Source organism: Petrotoga sp. 9PW.55.5.1, from assembly GCF_003265365.1.
Lineage (GTDB): Bacteria > Thermotogota > Thermotogae > Petrotogales > Petrotogaceae > Petrotoga.
In genome coordinates, this window is sequence record NZ_AUPM01000018.1 from 99,817 (window position 1) to 117,615 (window position 17,799).

Below are 17,799 nucleotides of genomic sequence, written 5' to 3' on the forward strand. Positions count from 1 at the left end.
TGAATTCCAAGGAAAATGCTCTTTGAAAAAGTCAAAAAACTTAAAGAAAGATAAAATGATAAATGGCAAACCCATCGCCTAACTCAGCATAAAAGGTTCGTGCCTAACGCCACTCACCCAAATGCCGCCTTCTGCGGAACTTCTTTTATGCGGGGAACGTTATCTGTAATAGGTTGCCTTAATTACTTGGAGGTTTTAAATGTTTACGACAGAAAAACTTGAGCTCAAAGATTTTTATCTACTTGAAGAATTTCAAATTGCATATTTGCCGGGATGGATTCCAGAAAGAGAATTTGCAGTAGCGTTGTGGGCTAATCCATCTATAGAAGACTTTCTAAAGAGAAAATGTCCTGTAATAACCGATTTCATCAATAGGATTAAGAAAGAAAATGAACCAATCAAGGACAACAACGAACTTGCTATTTGCATCAAGAAAGTCCTTCAAACTTGTTCTGATATTTTAATCTACAACAAGTGCCCAGAAGTTTATGATAAACTGGAATTTCATAATTGGGATTTCAAAGAGATAACATCTATAACATCTTTGGATGCCAAAATTATATTAGATGGAGGTTCAGGAACAGGGCATGTCGCATTAGAAGCAGCTAAATATGCAAGATATGTTTTCGCAATGGAACCTGTCACAAGACTTAGACAATTCATAAAAGAAAAGGCTAAAAAGCTAAAAACGGACAACGTATATGTGATTGACGGGTTTCTCCATTCAATCCCTTTACCTGATAACTTTATAGATGTACTCATCACTTCCCACGCATTGGGATGGCAGCTAAAAGACGAGCTTATGGAATTTGAACGAGTTGTTAAAAATGAAGGGTATATTATCCATTGTCCAGCGACAGTCGATAACCCTTCTGACCAGTCAACACATAATGAACTATTGAAATACAGTTATAGTTTTGATAAATATAAAGAAGCGGATGGATGGAAAAGAAAATACTGGAAGAAAGTAATAAAACGAAGATGAGATTTAAACGGCAACCTACAGCAGATAACAGCGTGTTTGCGATGCTTCGCTAAATCCTTCGGGACTTCGCAAACACGCGAGACGTTGTCCGAAATTGCAAATACCCACTTCAGAAATAGCAAAAAATAGTGGTTAAGCTGAGGTAAAAAAGATTAAATAAAAGGAAAGAAGAAATAAAATATTGAATTCCAAGGAAAATGTTCTTTGAAGAAGGAACGAAAAGTGTTCATTTAACCTTTTGAACGAACAAAGCCTTAAGTAAAGAATGACGAGAATAACCAGTTCTACCGATCCTAGGATTGTTAAATTCAGGAACAGCAGACCAATCTATTTGATTTATCAAATCGAGTAAATATTTAAACTCAGAATTTTTATTAAAATAATCGGAATAAACAAAGTCGAAATACAGTTGATTGGATTCAGAATGAAGAGACATCTGGTTGACCTCCTTACGGGATAATAAATTTGTGGTACCAAATAGATTATAACGTAGGGAGGTAACCACTTCAAACACAAGGTATTAAAAGTTAGTTAAATTCTGTGTTTCGGAATTTCTAAAGACAGTAACATTGTAACGTAGGGAGGTAACCACTTCAAACACAAGGTATTAAAAGTTAGTTAAATTCTGTGTTTTGGAATTTCTGAAGACAGTAAAATTATACTTAGAAGGAGGTATCTAAATTTGGAAATACTTAAAGAAATTTTGAATAGAAGAAGCATTAGAAAGTTCAAAAATCAAGAAGTTTCCAATGAAATAGTAAAGCAACTCTTAAGAGCCGCCATGCAAGCTCCCTCTGCAAACAACGAACAGCCCTGGGAATTTATTGTCGTTAATAAGAAAGAAATTCTCGAAAAGATTTCAGAGGTTCATCCTTATGCTAAGATGGCTAAAGAGGCAGCAGTGGCAATTATAGTTTGTGGAGATCTCAAAAAAGAAGTTTCAAAAGGAAGATGGGTTCAAGATTGTAGCGCCGCAATAGGATACCCAAACGAAGATAAAAGATACGAAGATAGATATAAAGAAGAAAGGGTTCATTATAACGAATGGTAAAAAAAAGGCCTTATATTAAAGGCCTTTTTCTAAAAATCATCAGGATGGGCTCCAAATCTTTCATTACGATCTAAACCATCTATAATTCTCATCTCTTCTTTGGATAACTCAAAATCAAATATGTCAGAGTTTTCCTTGATTCTTTCTTCATGTACAGATTTTGGAATTGTTACAACTTCATGTTGTAAATCCCATCTTAAAACTATTTGAACAGGAGTTTTGTTATACTTTTTTGCAATATCTTGTATCTCTCTAATAGAATTAACTCTTCCTCTCATTAAAGGGCTCCAAGCTTCAAGTTGTATCTTATTTTCTTTACAAAATTCTAAAAGTTCTCCCTGTAATAAATAAGGATGAAACTCTACTTGATTTACCATCGGGATTATTTCACAATTGTTAATAACATCTTGCAAATGATGTATCAAAAAATTACTAACTCCTATTGCCTTTACTCTGCCTTCTTTATAAATTTTTTCAAGAGCTTTCCATGTTTCCAAATATTTCCCACTTACTGGCCAATGAATTAAATATAAATCCAAATAATCTGTTTGGAGCTTTTTTAAAGAACTATCAAAGGATTTAAGTGTATTATCGAACCCTTGATTTGTATTCCAGACTTTCGAGGTTATAAACAACTCTTCTCTTGGAACGTTACTCTCCTCAATAGCTTTCCCTATTTCTTCCTCGTTTTGGTACATTTCAGCAGTATCGATAAGTCTATAACCAATATTCAAAGCAAATTTCAGCCCTTCTTTCAACCCATTCCCTTGAGCCTTATAAGTACCATAGCCCAACCAAGGCATTTTAACTCCATTTGCCAATTCAGTTTTATCAAAAATACTTGTGATCTTCATGTTTGAACCACTCCCTGTTAATTTTCTTCCGTTAATTCTTTTTTCTGCTTTAACTTTGAGTAGCAATCCCTGCAAACCGCTATATATTTTTCAAAACCCCCGACATCAATTTCTTCTCCGTTATCAACAATTTTGTATGAAATCGTTCCCTTATATTCTCCGCATTCATGGCAAACCGCCTTCTTTTTAATTACTGTATCTGCATGAGCCATTAAAAGAGAAGTAACTTTAAAAGGATTGTTTTTATAACTCAAATCCAATCCAGCACAATAAACATCTTTACCCGAATTTATTAACTCAACCACTGTTTCTCTCAAATATTCATCTAAAAATTGTATCTCATCAATAAAAACTGCTTTTTCATCTCCGTCTATATGGAACAATATTTCTTTGGAATTATTAATGGGTATAGCTTTTATAGAAGTATTGGAATGTGAAACTATGTAAGTATCATTGTACCTATTGTCAAGTATAGGTTTAAATACCTTGTATCTTTTCTTTCCAAGCGAATATATTTCTATAAAAGATATTAACTCAGATGTTTTTCCTGAATACATTGGTCCAACGATAACAATTAAATTACCAGAATTCATTCTATTTTTTGCACGCCCTTTCTTTAATATTAAGAAATTTTCTAAAAATTATTGGAAATTAATTTGTTTACTTCATTTAAAGATTCTTTCCATAAAGTACTTATTCCATAATCATTCAAAATATCTGATGAAGGAGTTTTAAAAATAAAATAATCCTTATAATTAAAATTTCCAAAAGAAACAAAAAACAACACATGTGAAAAAATTGATTTAATTGGATACCATCTATATAACGTATAAAAATGTTTTATGAATGCTTCATAAATTCTTTTTATATTTACTCCCTCAATCCCATAATAGCGATAAAGTGCTTCATCAAAAAGCCTTATAAATCGTGCAGGCAATTTATTTGGAAAAAAATTTTTATCTAGTCTGAAAATTGTGGTATTCCATTCTTCTTTTAATAAAGCAGCGTCAATTAAAGTTTCAATTTTCGTATGAGATTTTCCGGTTTTTCTCTCTATTAATTGAATTCGTGGATGAATTTTTAAATCTAAATAAGAATGCAGGTACAATCCTAACGCATACTCCTCACTTGTTGATTTAATCTCATTAATTAATTTAGTAATATCAACATTATGAAGGGTTTCTCCAACAATTCGAAATTTTGGATCAGATATATCATAGTAAAATATATCCGGTCCAATTAACCCCAAATTAAACATCTTTACATTTTTTAAACTGCTAGGAAAAATCTTATGTCCAAATATAATATGGGTTAGATAGCCCGGCATGTTTTTAACTCCTAACAAAATTTATATATTTTTATTTTATCATATATAAATTTCAGTTTGGATAATAAATTAATTGGAAAAAACTCTTTTATGAAATCTTAGAGAGTTCTCTCCCAAAACCTTTTTTATTTGGACCTCATTGTATCCAATATCTAAAAGTTTTTTAATCAACAATACAGTATTAGAATGATTGTCTAGAATCTGAAAAGTAGGCTCCCCCTTTATTTTTGAGACAAATTCAGAATTATACTTTTTCAAATGGCCGCAAAAATCAAAACATAATCCCAACTGGTGAACATTCGTTAAGATCACTCCCCTTATTTATGCCTTTTGCTCAAATGACGAGATATTTGGTATTTTTATAATTATACTATTTTTGGCAAATTTTATAAAATCAAAAGAAAATTAAAGATATTTTTCAATAAACGCAAATAATTGTTTATAAACAACCTTACGGGTATCTAATCAACTTGCTATTATTACTTCTGCTGTTCCAGTAGGATTTGAAAGATTAGTTGAGATAAGAACTTCTGCAAGGGCTCAGGATAACCAAATATTTTCTATTGGAGTTAATGCGGTTGGTAAGCCTTCAAATAATTCCCCAAAATATTGCGGGAATTCAATCGCTGTTGACCCACATGGAGACATTTTGCTTAAATTAGGAAATGAAGAAGATTTAATTGCAAAAGTTACTATCGATACTGAGGAAATTCTACAAGAGAGATCAATGGAGCCATCTTTGAGAGATTTAAAAATGATAAAAATCTATGATCATATTGGTAACAATATAGATTAAAATATAATCCCCTTAGTTTAATAGACTAAGGGGATTATTTAATTAATATTGTAGATCAAATTTTGGATCTAAAGTTTTAGCGTTCAGTTCTCTTGAAGTTTTAACTTCTTTTTTTCTTACTTCTTTCCATGTTTCTAGAAGATCTTCCAATAATTCTTTTACTTCATTTAAAATCCCTATATCTTTTTTAGTGTTGGCTTCTAATAGTTTTGCATACATAAAATTATAGAGAGATCTGAGATTTTTAGCAACCTCTCCACCCTTTTCTAAATTCAAAGAAATATTTAGTTCCATTATTATATCTTCTACTCTAATTATCTGTTTATTAGCTTCTTGTAAATTATTGTTTTCAATGGATTTAATAGATTTATTCAATCTTTCAATTGAGTTTTGATATAATAATTCTATTAATTTTGCTGGACTGGCTGTATTTACACTATTTTCAAAGTAAGGATTAGAGTTTGGTTTATTATACATATTTACACCCCTTGATTTTCTAAAGTTTTTTCAGCGTCGTTAAGTATCTTTTCAAAATTAACTAATACATTTTCAAAATCAACTTCAAAAATATCAGAAAGCTCTAAATAATCTTGCTGATTTTGTGCATTAACAATATCCTTTATAACAACCTGAACCTGATTCAATTCATCATGATCATAATAATCTTCCTCGGTAAAAACTTTTGTTTGTTCTATAACATCTAACAATGCTTGCATTCCCTCGGCAATGCTATTGAGCATTTTATGTCCTTCGTTACTGTTTAACAAAATTTCCTTAGAAATTTCTTCTAAATTCTCTCTTACTTTTTTTATATATTCTTTTGATTGATTAATAAGATCTAGCAAAACCTTTTTCTTTGAAGTAAATTCTAATTCAACACTTTCTCCACCCTCAAAAAAGGCGTCTTTTATTTCATCATAATAACTTAAGGGTACTTCTTTTTCATTAATTTTTATCTTTGTTAAAACACCTTTTGTTTTATTTAGATAATCCTTAACCATTTCTTCAAAAGAACTATATTTATCTATAGGAACATCGGTATTTTCGCTTGTTATTCCTTCAATTTTTAAATTTATCTTTTCTTGATCATCCATTTAATCCACTCCTCCTGATTATGTTTTCATAATTTTATCGTCTTAAAAAAATATTTCTTTAGAAAAAACCAAGCAACTTATTGATGATATAATAAGTAATAGCAACAAATATTCGAGGAGGTGCAATAGATTGCTTACAAAAAGAAGAAGAGAAAAAATTTTTGAAACTATAGAAGAAGATTCAATATTAATTTTATATTCTGGACAAAGCTCTGTAAAAAGCGGGGATGAAACCTATAATTTTACCCCCGATAGAAATTTTTATTACTTTACTAATTTAGATATAGAAAAATCTTTTTTTGTTATTCAAAAAAGTGAATCGAAATATGAGGAAAAACTTTTTATACAAAGAACCAATCCTCAGTTGGCTAGATGGGTTGGTGAAAACCCAAGTAAAGAGCATTGTTCTCAAATTAGCGGCATAAAAGTTGGAGATATACTTTATTTGGATGAATTTGAAGGGTACTTAGAAAACGTACTTTCAAGAACAAACATAGAAAATATATACCTTTATTTAAAAAAGCCTATCTTACAAAAGGAATCTATGGAATTAAAAATAGCACAAGAAATACAAAATAAGTTGCCTTTTTTAAATGTTAAGGACATATCAAAAAAGATATCAGAATTAAGAATTATAAAGGATGAAGAAGAAATAAATAATATTAAAAAAGCAATTGAAATTACAAAAGAAGGAATTATGAATTTAATAACAAATTCTAAACCTGGAATGTATGAATATGAATTAGAAGCTTATTTTGACTTCACACTACGAAAAAAAGGTGTCAAAGATTTTGCTTTTAAGCCCATAGTTGCTTCTGGTAAAAATTCCACCATCTTGCATTATTCTTCAAACAATTCACAAACTCAAGAAGGGGATTTGGTATTATTAGATTTGGGAGCTCAATATAACTATTATAGTGGGGATATATCTAGAACATTTCCCATAAACGGTAAATTTACTGAAAGGCAAAAAGAAATTTATAGTATCGTATTATCCACTATGAAAAAAGTAGAATCTTCTGCAAAACCAGGAATAACTCTGTTTGAATTGAATGAGATAGCTAAAAAATCTTTATCTGAAGAGTGCAAAAAAATTGGATTGATAACTTCAGAAGAGGAACTTCAGAAATATTATTTTCACTCCGTTAGTCACTTTTTAGGTTTAGATACTCACGATGTTGGTAACAAGCATATTCTGTTGAAACCCGGTATGGTAATTACCAACGAACCTGGTTTATACATTGAAGAAGAAGAGATTGGTATACGTATAGAAGATGATCTTCTTATTACTGAAGGTGGTTGTGAAAATTTATCAAAAGATGTCCCAAAAGAAATAGAAGAAATCGAAAGTTTATGGGGTGTATAAGATATGGTTATCTTAGGAATTGATCCGGGGTATGGGAGAATTGGTTTTGGTTTATTAGAAAAAAAAGGTAATAACTTTAAAACAATTGATTATGGAGTAATTTATACTGACAAAAATCAAGAACTTCCAAAAAGATTGTTAAAAATAAACTATGATCTTAAAATGTTGATAGAAAAGTACAATCCTAATGAATCTGCTGTTGAAAAATTATACTTTTTTAAAAATGTAGCTACCGCGATTCAAGTAGGAGAAGCCAGAGGTGTGATTTTACTTTGTTTGGAGAAAGAGAATATACCAATATATGAATACACTCCATTTCAAATAAAACAAGCTGTAACCGGATATGGCAGGGCAGAAAAGGGTCAAATTCAAAGAACTTTAAAAATTTTACTAAATTTAGAAAAAACCCCAACCCCTGACGATGCAGCGGATGCCCTGGCAACGGCTTTTTGCCATGGAAATTTTAGAAGGAGTTTAAAAAATGCAGAATATTAGTGAATTTTTACAAGATTATATTGGTTTTATACCTTTTGAAGTTAACGGGGAAATACATATAAGTGATGGCAAAGTTGAAATTCATCTAAAGCAACTTAACAACGAGGTAACTGAAAACAAATTAAAACTTTTTTTTCAGAATCTTCTAAAAAAGGAAGTAAATATTTTAATAAGCAACGATAAAGGCCCTGAATTTATTGTCAATAATTGGGAAAACATAGTTAAAAACCATCATTTGAAGGATTATCTAAGGCTATTAAATCCAGAATATTCCTCAAAAAATCAAATTATATTTAAAACATATTCTCCCATTGTAAAAAATAAATTAGATAATGAAAGAGAACAAATTGAATCAATTTTATTTAAATACAGTGGAAATAAATTTCCATACAAAATTGAAATAGATGAAAGTCTGAAATCTGACTTTTCTGAAAGTCTTCAAAATAAAACCGTTCAAGGAAATACTTACGAGTCTCATTCAATTATCAATTCAAAAGATTTCAATGACTCTGAACAACTGATTATCTTAGGTAAAAGTTTTAAAAAAGTTCCAATCCCTTTGTCAATTTTACCTTCAAACGAGGGAAGCAATGTCGCTGTTAGCGGAAAGATATTTGAAAAAGAATTCAACGAAAAAGGTCCCATAACAACAATATATTTAACGGATCTTAAAAGCTCTACAGTGGTAAAATCTTTCGGTGAAACCGCTAATATTTTAAACGAAAAATTAGATATCAATGACAATATTTTAGTTGAGGGAAACATCTTCTACGATACATATAGCCACGAATTTGCTATAAAACCTTTAAACGTAATAAAACTGAAAGAAGATCCGTTAGAGAGAAAAGATGAATACCCATCAAAAAGAGTTGAACTTCATTTACATTCAAAATTAAGTGCTATGAACGGACTTCTTGATGTGGATGAGATAATAAAAACCATAAAAAAATGGGGTCATTCAGCCGTAGCAATAACAGATTCTGGTGTTTTACAAAGTATTCCTGAATTTTATGATAAAGCTATAACTGCAGGAATAAAACCAATATTTGGAATTGAGGCTTATGTCGCTGATGAGTACGTTAGTATAGTAAATTTAATGAAAAATGACCAGAAAATAAGGGAATCGGAATTTGTAGTTTTCGATATTGAAACTACCGGTTTAGAACCCGCAATGAATGAAATAATAGAGATAGGGGCTGTCAGAATAAAAAATATGAAAATAGCAGATACCTTTCATAAATTAATAAAACCAAAAAAGGCCATCTCTAATTTCACAACTAATTTAACAGGAATTACTAACCAGATGTTAGAAAACGAAAAATCAATTGAAGAAATATTACCTGAATTTTTAAGTTTTATAGAAGGATCTATTCTCGTAGCTCATAATGCTAATTTCGATTATAGGTTCATAAGAGAATGGGTAAAGAAGGTATATAACGAACATTTTGAACAAACTTATATAGACACTGTATCCCTGTCTAAATCCCTTTTAACTCTTGGAAGTTATAGTTTAAACAAAGTTGTCGATGCATTAAAATTAGGTGATTTTGAACATCACAGAGCACATGAAGATGCACATGTCACTGCTTTATTATTTTTAAGATTAATTGATAAAGCTAAATCGAAGAATGTAGAAACGCTAAGTGATTTACAAAAATTGAATAAGTTTATAGATTATAAAAGAGTACATCCAACCTACACGACAATATTGGTAAAAAACAAAGAAGGTTTAAAAAATCTATACAAGTTGGTATCTAATTCACATGTTAAATACTTTTATAAAGAACCAAGAATTTTAAAAAGCGAATTATCAAAAATGCGAAATGGTCTAATTGTTGGAAGCGGTGGAGAGGAGGGGGAGATTTTTCAAGCCTACCTTAGAGGAGCATCTCACGATGAAATTGTGGAAATGGCTAAATTTTATGATTACTTAGAAATAACCCCATTAGACGCACTAGAATCTAGCAAGAATATTTCTTCTGCCCAATTGAAAAAGATTTATCACGAAATTTATAATCTTGGTAACGAATTAAATATGCCTGTTATAATGGTCTCTAATGCTCATTATTTAAATAAAGAAGACATCATTTTCTTAAATACATTAAAATTTGCAGATAAACGGAACCTTTCCAACTCAAATAGATACTTAAGAACAACAGATGAAATGATAAAGGAAGCTTTAAATATCTTTGAAGATAAAGAGATCGCAGAAAAAATTGTAATTTTTAATACAAACAAAATTGCTAACCAAATTGAAGAAATCAAGCCTCTCAGCAATAAACTTCATCCTCCAAAAATCGAAAATGCTGAAAATGATATTGAAAAACTTTCTTTAGAAAAGGCTTATAAAATATATGGGAATCCTTTACCAGATATAGTAAAAAAAAGGTTAAAAAGAGAATTAGAATCCATTATTAAGCATGGGTATGCTGTACTATATTTAATTGCCCAAAAAATCGTTCAAAAATCAAAAGAAGACGGTTATTTAGTAGGTTCAAGAGGATCAGTCGGATCATCTCTTGTTGCAACTATGTTGGGAATTACTGAGATCAATCCTTTATCTCCTCATTACATTTGTCCTAATTGCAAAAAAAGTATATTCTTTACTGATGGAAAAATAGGTTCTGGTTATGATCTTCCAGATAAAAAATGTGATAGCTGTGGAACAGAAATGCTTAAGGACGGTCAAGATATTCCTTTTGAAACATTCATGGGATTTGAAGGAGATAAGATACCCGATATCGATTTGAACTTTTCAGGAGATTATCAAACAAAAGCACATAAATATATTGAACAGATGTTTGGTGAAGATCATGTTTTTAGAGCAGGCACAATATCCACTATAGCGGACAGAACTGCATTTATGTTTGCAAAAAAATATTGTGAAAATAAAGGAATTCTAAAGAATAGCGAGATATTAAGAATTGCTAAATCAATTACGGGTGTAAAAAGGACAACTGGGCAGCATCCCGGTGGTCTAATGATTGTTCCAAAGGAAGATGAAGTATATGATTACACTCCTATTCAATTTCCTGCTAATGACTCTAAATCAGGGGTTCAAACTACTCATTTTGATTACCATGTTATTCATAATGATCTAGTAAAACTTGACGCCCTTGGACATGATGACCCCACTTTTATAAAAATAATGTCTGATTTAACAGGAATTGATCCTATGTCTATACCTATGGATGATAAAGATACATTAAGCTTATTTTCTTCGACAAAAGTTTTAAAAATCGATTTAAAAAACGAATTAGGAACCTCTGTAGGAACACTGGGAATACCCGAATTTGGTACTACATTTGTTAGAAGAATGTTGGAAGATACTAGACCAAAAACTTTTTCTGAGTTAGTTAGAATATCTGGTTTATCCCATGGTACAGACGTTTGGTCGGGAATCGCCAAAAATTGGATAGATATGAGAATCGCTACACTTGAGGAAGTCATTTCATGTAGAGACGACATAATGAATTATCTTCTAACGAAAGGGGCTCCACCAAAACAAGCTTTTTCTATTATGGAAAAAGTAAGAAAGGGAAAGGGTATAGATGAAGTTGATATCAAATTAATGAAGGAAATTAATGTACCCGAATGGTTTATAATCTCATGTCAAAAAATAAAATATCTTTTCCCGAAGGCACACGCCGCAGCTTATGTTAGTATGGCTTTCAGAATAGCATGGTTTAAAGTACATTACCCACTGGCTTTTTACTCCACTTATTTTACCGTTAAAGGGGATGAATTTAATTTAAAAGTTATCTTCTCAGGAAAAGAGGCAATAAAAAAAAGAATATTTGAACTTAGAAATACTGAACTAGACGTAAGAAAAAAGAATGAAATGATTGTTTTGGAATTAGCTTTAGAAATGATGATGAGAGGATTTTCTTTTAAGATGGTTGATTTATATAAATCTGATTCTAAAAAATTCATTATGGATAATGATTATCTTATTGTTCCTTTTATCAAAGTCCCTAACCTTGGAGAAAAAGCTGCGGAAAGTATTGTCAAGACACGAGAGGAAGGATTCAAATCTATTGAAGATTTCTTAGCAAAAACAGGTTGCAATAAAACTAACGTACAAACGCTGAAGGAATTAGGCGTTTTAAGAGGACTACCTGAATCTAACCAAATTTCTTTATTCAAAGGATGAATTCTATGGAAGGTTGGTTAACTTTTGTTGAATTAAAAAGAATCACAAAGTTTTTAGATGCTTTTTGTGGAACTGTTGAACCCTCTTTTCGCAACGTATATTTTTATTATGATAACGCCTTGAAAGTCTATGCTACAGATGGTTGTGCTAAACTTTATCTTAACGTCACAAAAGAATTTTTACCTTTTAATGGAATGGCTGCAATTCCTATACAATATTTAAAAGGAATAATTAGAGATAGAAATTTGGAAGATGACTCATTGGTCAAACTTTCTGTAGATAATGAAAATATACTTTTTGAAATACAAGGAATGACTTTAAATAGCAAAATTCAAAAGATTAATAAGAAAGAGATAGAAATAAATAAAGAGTTCTCTGTAATAACGAAAAAAAAACTAAATGTGTTTCTAAATAAACTCGATTTTGTCTCTGCTTCAGCTAATGAAGGGGATATAATTGATATTTTTACTCATGAAAACAAACTTTTATTTGGGTATTTAAGCAATTATTATAGGTTAAATACTGTCTACTCGCAAATTAAAATACAATTACATAGAGAAATTCCATTTATCTCTTCAAGACATCTAGTTAAATCTTTGAATCATTTAAAAAAAGATAATATTTTAGAGTTAGGTGTTGATGAAAAAAACATCATACTTAAGACACAAGGTATATTCATTAAAATTTGTTCCACACATCCTTCATTTAGCAAAAAATTAATAAACTTTGAAGATAAATTTTTAGAAAAAAAAGTAATCAACGCAAAAGAATTAAGAAATGTTTTAGACAAATTGTATGTAACTTTTCACGGAAGTAATATAGCCTATCTGGTTTTCAACAAAAAAAATAGTTACGTATATAAAGAAGATAATAATTCTAAAATTTCATTTAAATTATCCTACTCTTTCGATAATCAATATTTGATAACCATACACACTAGAAAAATGAGATCTATATTGTCAAGGATGTCAGATAATTTAAACGTTTATCTATCACCTAAAGAGTTAATTTTTGAAGATGAGAAAAATGAAAAGAAAGCTAGTTTTTCAGTCAGTGAATTTAATATTAAATAGCAAGTGGTGATTTGTCTTTTAAAAACGTTAACTCTATTTAAGAAATTTATCTTTTTATCGAAAAGTTTATCTTATATAATATAAGAAATAATGTTGACAAATTTAGTTGAATTTAACTCTAATAGGGAGAGTGAATATGAGAGGGGTTTTGAATTTTTTTAAAGATTTCGTAAATATTTTCAAAGATTTAGGAAAAGATTTAAGTATGTACATAGAAAAAGATCCAACTGCTAAAAGAAAATGGAAAGTTTTTCTGACCTCAATTTCCTTTCATGGTTTAATGTCATATCGTTTTGCTAATTTTTTTTATAAATATAAAATCTATCCAGTTGCATATTTTATTTATGTACTTAGTAAAATATTTCACTCAATGGACATTCACCCAGCAGCACTTATTGAGCCTGGAGTTGTAATAGACCATGGTTTTGGTGTTGTGATCGGTGAAACTGCTAGTATTGGTTCTGGCACATTAATATACCATGGGGTTACCTTGGGAGCTAAAAAAGTTACTAATGGAAAAAGGCATCCAATAGTTGGAAAGAATGTAATGATTGGTTCTGGGGCAAAGGTTTTGGGCCATATATATATAGGAGACGAATCAGTAATCGGGGCAAATTCAGTTGTTTTAATGGATGTCCCACCGAAATCTCTTGCCGTTGGTGTTCCAGCTGAAATAAAAAAGATTAATTGCCCGTCTTCCAATTATTATGAATTAAACAATACAATTAATTCAGATTTTGTTATTTAAAAATCCATAAGATGATTTTAGGAGGCAATATTTTGATTTATACATCGATAGGAAACACACCAATTATAACTTTATCAAATTTGATAGAACCAGGTAGAGTTTTTATTAAACTAGAAAAAAATAATCCCGCTGGAAGTGTAAAAGACAGGCCAGCGTTCTTTATGATTAAAGACGCGGAAATTAGGAATAAACTTAATGAGTCCCAAAATATTATTGTTGAACCTACTAGTGGTAATACAGGTATTGCACTTGCTGCTATTGGAAGAAGTAAAAGATACAGAGTAATTTTAACTATGCCAGAAAGTATGAGCGTAGAAAGAAGAAAAATTTTGAAACTTCTTGGAGCTGAGCTAATTTTAACACCGGCAGATCAAGGAATGAAAGGTGCTATAAATAAGGCTTTAGAAATAGTTAAAGATACAAATGGTTTCATGCCCAATCAATTTTCAAATCCGGTTAATCCCTATTCTCATGAAGTGACTACTGGACCAGAAATAATAAAACAAATGGATTATTCTTTAGATGCCTTTGTAGCAGGAGTAGGAACGGGAGGAACCATTACAGGAGTAGCAAGAGCAATGAAAAAAATATTCGCAGGATGTGTTAGAATTGTTGCTGTAGAACCAACTAATTCTGCTGTTATATCTGGTAAACAACCAGGTAAACACAAAATTCAAGGAATAGGAGCTGGGTTCATACCAGATAACCTAGATACCAGTTTAATAGATGAAATAATACAGATAGGCGACGAAGAAACTTACGAAATAACCAAAAAATTGGCTAAAGATGAAGGATTGTTTGTTGGTGTATCTTCTGGAGCGAATATTTTAGCCGCTATTAAAGTTGCCAATAGATTAGGTAAAGGAAAAAGAGTAGTGACAGTTGCTCCAGACAGTGGAGATAAATATATAAGTGTTTTATAAACTTGTTTTAACAACAAAATGATAAAATAAATTATATCTATACAGGAAACGGAACAATACGGGAGGAATTTTTAATGTCAGAAAAATACTGTTCTTTTTGCGGAAAACCTTCTAGCGAAGCAGATGCTTTAATAGCTGGACCAAATGGCATCTATATTTGTGATGAATGCATTAATCTTTTTCAAGAATTAGTGGACGAAAATAAATCAAAAAATATTGAAAAAGAATTAGGGGTTAGTAAAAATCTACCCACACCTCAAAATATTAAATCTCAGCTAGATAAATACGTTATTGGCCAAGAAAAAGCAAAGAAAATAATATCAGTTTCTGTATATAATCATTATAAAAGGATATTATCTTCAACTAAAAATAATGAAGTAGAATTGGATAAATCAAACGTTTTACTTATTGGACCAACTGGAACGGGAAAAACTTTGATAGCTCAAACCCTATCTAAAATATTGGATGTTCCGTTTGCTATTGCAGATGCAACGACCTTAACTGAAGCTGGTTATGTGGGAGACGATGTTGAAAATGTTATTTTAAGATTATTACAAGCTGCAGATTACGATGTTAAAAAAGCAGAAAAAGGAATTATCTATATAGATGAAATTGATAAAATTGCAAGAAAATCTCCTAATCCTTCAATCACTCGAGATGTTTCTGGAGAAGGAGTTCAACAGGCATTGCTTAAAATAGTAGAAGGAACTACCGCAAACGTACCTCCCCAAGGAGGAAGAAAGCACCCATACCAAGAGTTCATTCAAGTAGATACTTCTAAAATACTTTTTATCGCTGGTGGAGCTTTTGATGGATTAACTGATATAATTAAACACCGAATTAAAAACTCTTCTTTAGGATTTGGAGCAGAAATAAAAAGTACTAAGAAACAACGCGACGGAGAAATTTTACAAAATATAGTTCAGGATGATTTAATAAAATATGGTTTAATTCCTGAATTCGTAGGTAGATTCCCTGTAGCGGCAACATTAAGTGATTTAGATGAAAATGATTTAATAAGAATCGCTACAGAACCAAAAAATGCTTTACTAAAACAATATGAAAAAATGTTGGAAATGGAAGGGATTACCCTAGAAATAACTCAACCGGCTTTGAAAAAAATTTGTTCTCAGGCATTGAAAAAAGGTACTGGAGCACGCGCTCTTAAAACTATTTTCGAAGAAATCATGCTAGATATAATGTATGACGCTCCTGAACATAAAACCAAAGTGAACAAAATTGTTATAGACGAAGAAGTTGTAGAAAAAAAGAAGCCTGTTTTTAATAGAAAGGAGACAGCTTAAAATAAGAGAAGATATAGAGCCAATAATTTTTGCAATTGAAACCTCTTGTGATGAAACTGCTGTTGCAATTCTAAAAGGAAAAAACAAATTATTATCTAATTTAATATATTCTCAAATAGAAGATCATAAAATTTTCGGTGGTGTAGTTCCTGAAATTGCTGCAAGAAAACATGTAGAAATCTTGTATAAATTAAGTATGACAGCTTTTGAGGAGGCTAATATTGAGCCAGAAGATCTAGATTGTGTAGCCGTTTCTTATGGACCTGGTTTAATTGGTTCGTTATTAATTGGAAGTAGTTTTGCCAAAGGCATGTCACTATCGTTAAATAAACCTTTAATAGGTATAAACCATTTAATTGGGCATATTTATGCGAATTTTCTTGAATTTCCAGATCTAAAACCTCCATTCCTTACCCTTTTAGTTTCGGGTGGACATACTATGATCATTATGGTAAAGGATTATTTTGATTTTGAAATAATAGGAGAAACATTGGATGATGCCGCAGGTGAAGCTTTTGATAAAGTTGCCAGAATTTTAGATTTAGGCTATCCTGGTGGGCCTTCAATAGAGGAGCTTTCAAGAAAAGCAAAAACTACTTACAATTTCCCAAAACCTTTATACAATAAAGGTTTTGATTTTTCTTTTTCGGGTTTGAAAACTTCTGTATTATATTTTGTAAAAGATCATCCCGAAGCTAATAAAGCAGATATAGCTGCATCTTTTCAAGAATCCATAATAGACACTTTAGTTCATAAAACAACTAAATTTGCTTTAAAGGAAAATATAAAAGATGTAGTAATAGCCGGCGGGGTGGCGGCTAATTCGCTCTTAAGAAGCAAAATGGACAATTTTAAAGATCAATTAAACATATACTATCCGAGATTATCTTTGTGTACTGACAATGCCGCAATGATTGCAAGAGCAGCGTATGAAAAGTATATAAGAAAAATGTTTGATGATCTAGATATGGATATAATTCCAAACTTAGGTCTCACAAAAGTCTAATTTCATAATAATTTTTTGTTGACGATGTTTAGTTATTATGATATAATATCTGCGGTAAAATTAACAAAAATAATGTAAATCTGGAGAGATGGCCGAGCGGTCGAAGGCGCACGCCTGGAGAGCGTGTGACGGTTAAAAGCTGTCCGTGGGTTCAAATCCCACTCTCTCCGCCAGAACATTAGCTATCTATTAATAAAAGAAATTTTGTTGTTAGATGGCTATGTTTTTATCTGAAAGTCCAGTAATACTGGACTTTTTCGTATTTATAGTTTTTACCGAAGAGGTACTGAATGCAATAGAAATGAATTTATCTTATCTGGCACATCCCGCAACAGGAACGTGAACGCGGCAATCAATGTCAGCCTGCGAAGAGGAGTGATTTTTTAGCCATGACCAAAGAACAGAAATTTTACAAAGCACTGCAAGATGTTTTCATTGGTGCTAAAATTGAAGGCGAAGGCGGCTTTGTTAATTTGATGAGAATAAAATCAAATTACTACCGCAAGATTGAAGACATTCTAAAAAAAGATATTGAATCTGCTCTAGAAAATTATCCTTCATTTAGGGACGAACTTATGGAAACTCCGTGTTTTTCTGTGATATCAAGAGTATGAAAGAGATTCA

At 31.0% G+C, this 17,799-nt stretch carries 18 protein-coding genes and 1 tRNA gene; 13 read left to right on the forward strand and 6 right to left on the reverse strand.

Annotated features, from left to right (window positions below; translation table 11 throughout):
• Nucleotides 1–199 precede the first annotated feature (199 nt).
• Nucleotides 200–985: a class I SAM-dependent methyltransferase gene (locus PW5551_RS03430; RefSeq protein WP_113074415.1), complete on the forward strand. Its 786-nt coding sequence runs from the start codon at nt 200–202 to the stop codon at nt 983–985.
• Between the two features lie 226 nt (nt 986–1,211).
• Here PW5551_RS03430 and PW5551_RS03435 read toward each other — a convergent pair whose 3' ends face one another.
• A complete protein-coding gene (locus PW5551_RS03435; RefSeq protein ID WP_113074416.1) occupies nt 1,212–1,421 on the reverse strand; it encodes a hypothetical protein in 210 nt (69 codons plus the stop codon).
• A gap of 246 nt (nt 1,422–1,667) precedes the next feature.
• On the opposite strand from PW5551_RS03435, the gene PW5551_RS03440 reads away from it, so the two are divergent.
• Nucleotides 1,668–2,036, forward strand: coding sequence for a nitroreductase family protein (locus PW5551_RS03440; RefSeq protein WP_199562167.1), 369 nt, complete (start codon nt 1,668–1,670; stop codon nt 2,034–2,036).
• 29 nt (nt 2,037–2,065) lie between these two features.
• On the opposite strand, the gene PW5551_RS03445 is transcribed toward PW5551_RS03440, so the two are convergent.
• The 3 genes from PW5551_RS03445 to PW5551_RS03455 are packed head-to-tail and all read right to left on the reverse strand — an operon-like array spanning nt 2,066 to nt 4,217.
• A complete protein-coding gene (locus tag PW5551_RS03445) occupies nt 2,066–2,890 on the reverse strand; it encodes an aldo/keto reductase (protein ID WP_113074449.1) in 825 nt (274 codons plus the stop codon).
• Nucleotides 2,891–2,907: 17 nt separating this feature from the next.
• On the reverse strand, nt 2,908–3,483 hold the full coding sequence (locus PW5551_RS03450) for a thymidine kinase (RefSeq protein WP_113074417.1): 576 nt from the start codon (nt 3,481–3,483) through the stop codon (nt 2,908–2,910).
• A gap of 41 nt (nt 3,484–3,524) precedes the next feature.
• Complete coding sequence (locus tag PW5551_RS03455) at nt 3,525–4,217, reverse strand: hypothetical protein (RefSeq protein WP_113074418.1); 693 nt, start codon at nt 4,215–4,217, stop codon at nt 3,525–3,527.
• Between the two features lie 520 nt (nt 4,218–4,737).
• Between PW5551_RS03455 and PW5551_RS03465 the strand changes: the two genes are divergently transcribed.
• Nucleotides 4,738–5,013, forward strand: coding sequence for a nitrilase-related carbon-nitrogen hydrolase (locus PW5551_RS03465; protein ID WP_255420112.1), 276 nt, complete (start codon nt 4,738–4,740; stop codon nt 5,011–5,013).
• 42 nt (nt 5,014–5,055) lie between these two features.
• On the opposite strand, the gene fliS is transcribed toward PW5551_RS03465, so the two are convergent.
• On the reverse strand, nt 5,056–5,490 hold the full coding sequence (gene fliS / locus PW5551_RS03470) for a flagellar export chaperone FliS (protein ID WP_113074421.1): 435 nt from the start codon (nt 5,488–5,490) through the stop codon (nt 5,056–5,058).
• Between the two features lie 2 nt (nt 5,491–5,492).
• A complete protein-coding gene (locus tag PW5551_RS03475; protein WP_113074422.1) occupies nt 5,493–6,107 on the reverse strand; it encodes a hypothetical protein in 615 nt (204 codons plus the stop codon).
• 130 nt (nt 6,108–6,237) lie between these two features.
• On the opposite strand from PW5551_RS03475, the gene PW5551_RS03480 reads away from it, so the two are divergent.
• The 10 genes from PW5551_RS03480 (at nt 6,238) to PW5551_RS03525 (ending at nt 17,789) form a co-directional block, all read left to right on the forward strand.
• On the forward strand, nt 6,238–7,473 hold the full coding sequence (locus PW5551_RS03480) for an aminopeptidase P family protein (RefSeq protein WP_113074423.1): 1,236 nt from the start codon (nt 6,238–6,240) through the stop codon (nt 7,471–7,473).
• Between the two features lie 3 nt (nt 7,474–7,476).
• Nucleotides 7,477–7,968 carry a crossover junction endodeoxyribonuclease RuvC gene (gene ruvC, locus PW5551_RS03485; protein ID WP_113074424.1) on the forward strand — a complete coding sequence of 164 codons (492 nt, stop codon included), beginning with the start codon at nt 7,477–7,479 and terminating at the stop codon, nt 7,966–7,968.
• The gene (locus PW5551_RS03490) at nt 7,955–12,121 is read left to right on the forward strand and encodes a PolC-type DNA polymerase III (RefSeq protein WP_113074425.1); all 4,167 of its coding nucleotides are present in this window, start codon (nt 7,955–7,957) and stop codon (nt 12,119–12,121) included. The genes ruvC and PW5551_RS03490 overlap by 14 nt, the downstream gene beginning before the upstream one ends.
• 5 nt (nt 12,122–12,126) lie before the next feature.
• Nucleotides 12,127–13,194: a hypothetical protein gene (locus PW5551_RS03495; protein WP_113074426.1), complete on the forward strand. Its 1,068-nt coding sequence runs from the start codon at nt 12,127–12,129 to the stop codon at nt 13,192–13,194.
• A 136-nt stretch (nt 13,195–13,330) separates the two neighbouring features.
• Nucleotides 13,331–13,942, forward strand: a complete 612-nt coding sequence (gene epsC / locus PW5551_RS03500; protein ID WP_113074427.1) for a serine O-acetyltransferase EpsC — start codon at nt 13,331–13,333, stop codon at nt 13,940–13,942.
• Between the two features lie 32 nt (nt 13,943–13,974).
• Nucleotides 13,975–14,865 carry a cysteine synthase A gene (gene cysK, locus PW5551_RS03505; RefSeq protein ID WP_113074428.1) on the forward strand — a complete coding sequence of 297 codons (891 nt, stop codon included), beginning with the start codon at nt 13,975–13,977 and terminating at the stop codon, nt 14,863–14,865.
• A gap of 74 nt (nt 14,866–14,939) precedes the next feature.
• Entirely contained in the window at nt 14,940–16,169 is a 1,230-nt protein-coding gene (gene clpX, locus PW5551_RS03510) for an ATP-dependent Clp protease ATP-binding subunit ClpX (protein ID WP_113074429.1), read from the forward strand.
• 1 nt (nt 16,170) lies between these two features.
• Nucleotides 16,171–17,175 carry a tRNA (adenosine(37)-N6)-threonylcarbamoyltransferase complex transferase subunit TsaD gene (gene tsaD / locus PW5551_RS03515; protein WP_113074430.1) on the forward strand — a complete coding sequence of 335 codons (1,005 nt, stop codon included), beginning with the start codon at nt 16,171–16,173 and terminating at the stop codon, nt 17,173–17,175.
• An 82-nt stretch (nt 17,176–17,257) separates the two neighbouring features.
• Nucleotides 17,258–17,348: transfer RNA gene (locus tag PW5551_RS03520), tRNA-Ser, on the forward strand.
• A 216-nt stretch (nt 17,349–17,564) separates the two neighbouring features.
• Nucleotides 17,565–17,789, forward strand: coding sequence for a hypothetical protein (locus tag PW5551_RS03525; protein WP_113074431.1), 225 nt, complete (start codon nt 17,565–17,567; stop codon nt 17,787–17,789).
• Nucleotides 17,790–17,799: the final 10 nt, after the last annotated feature.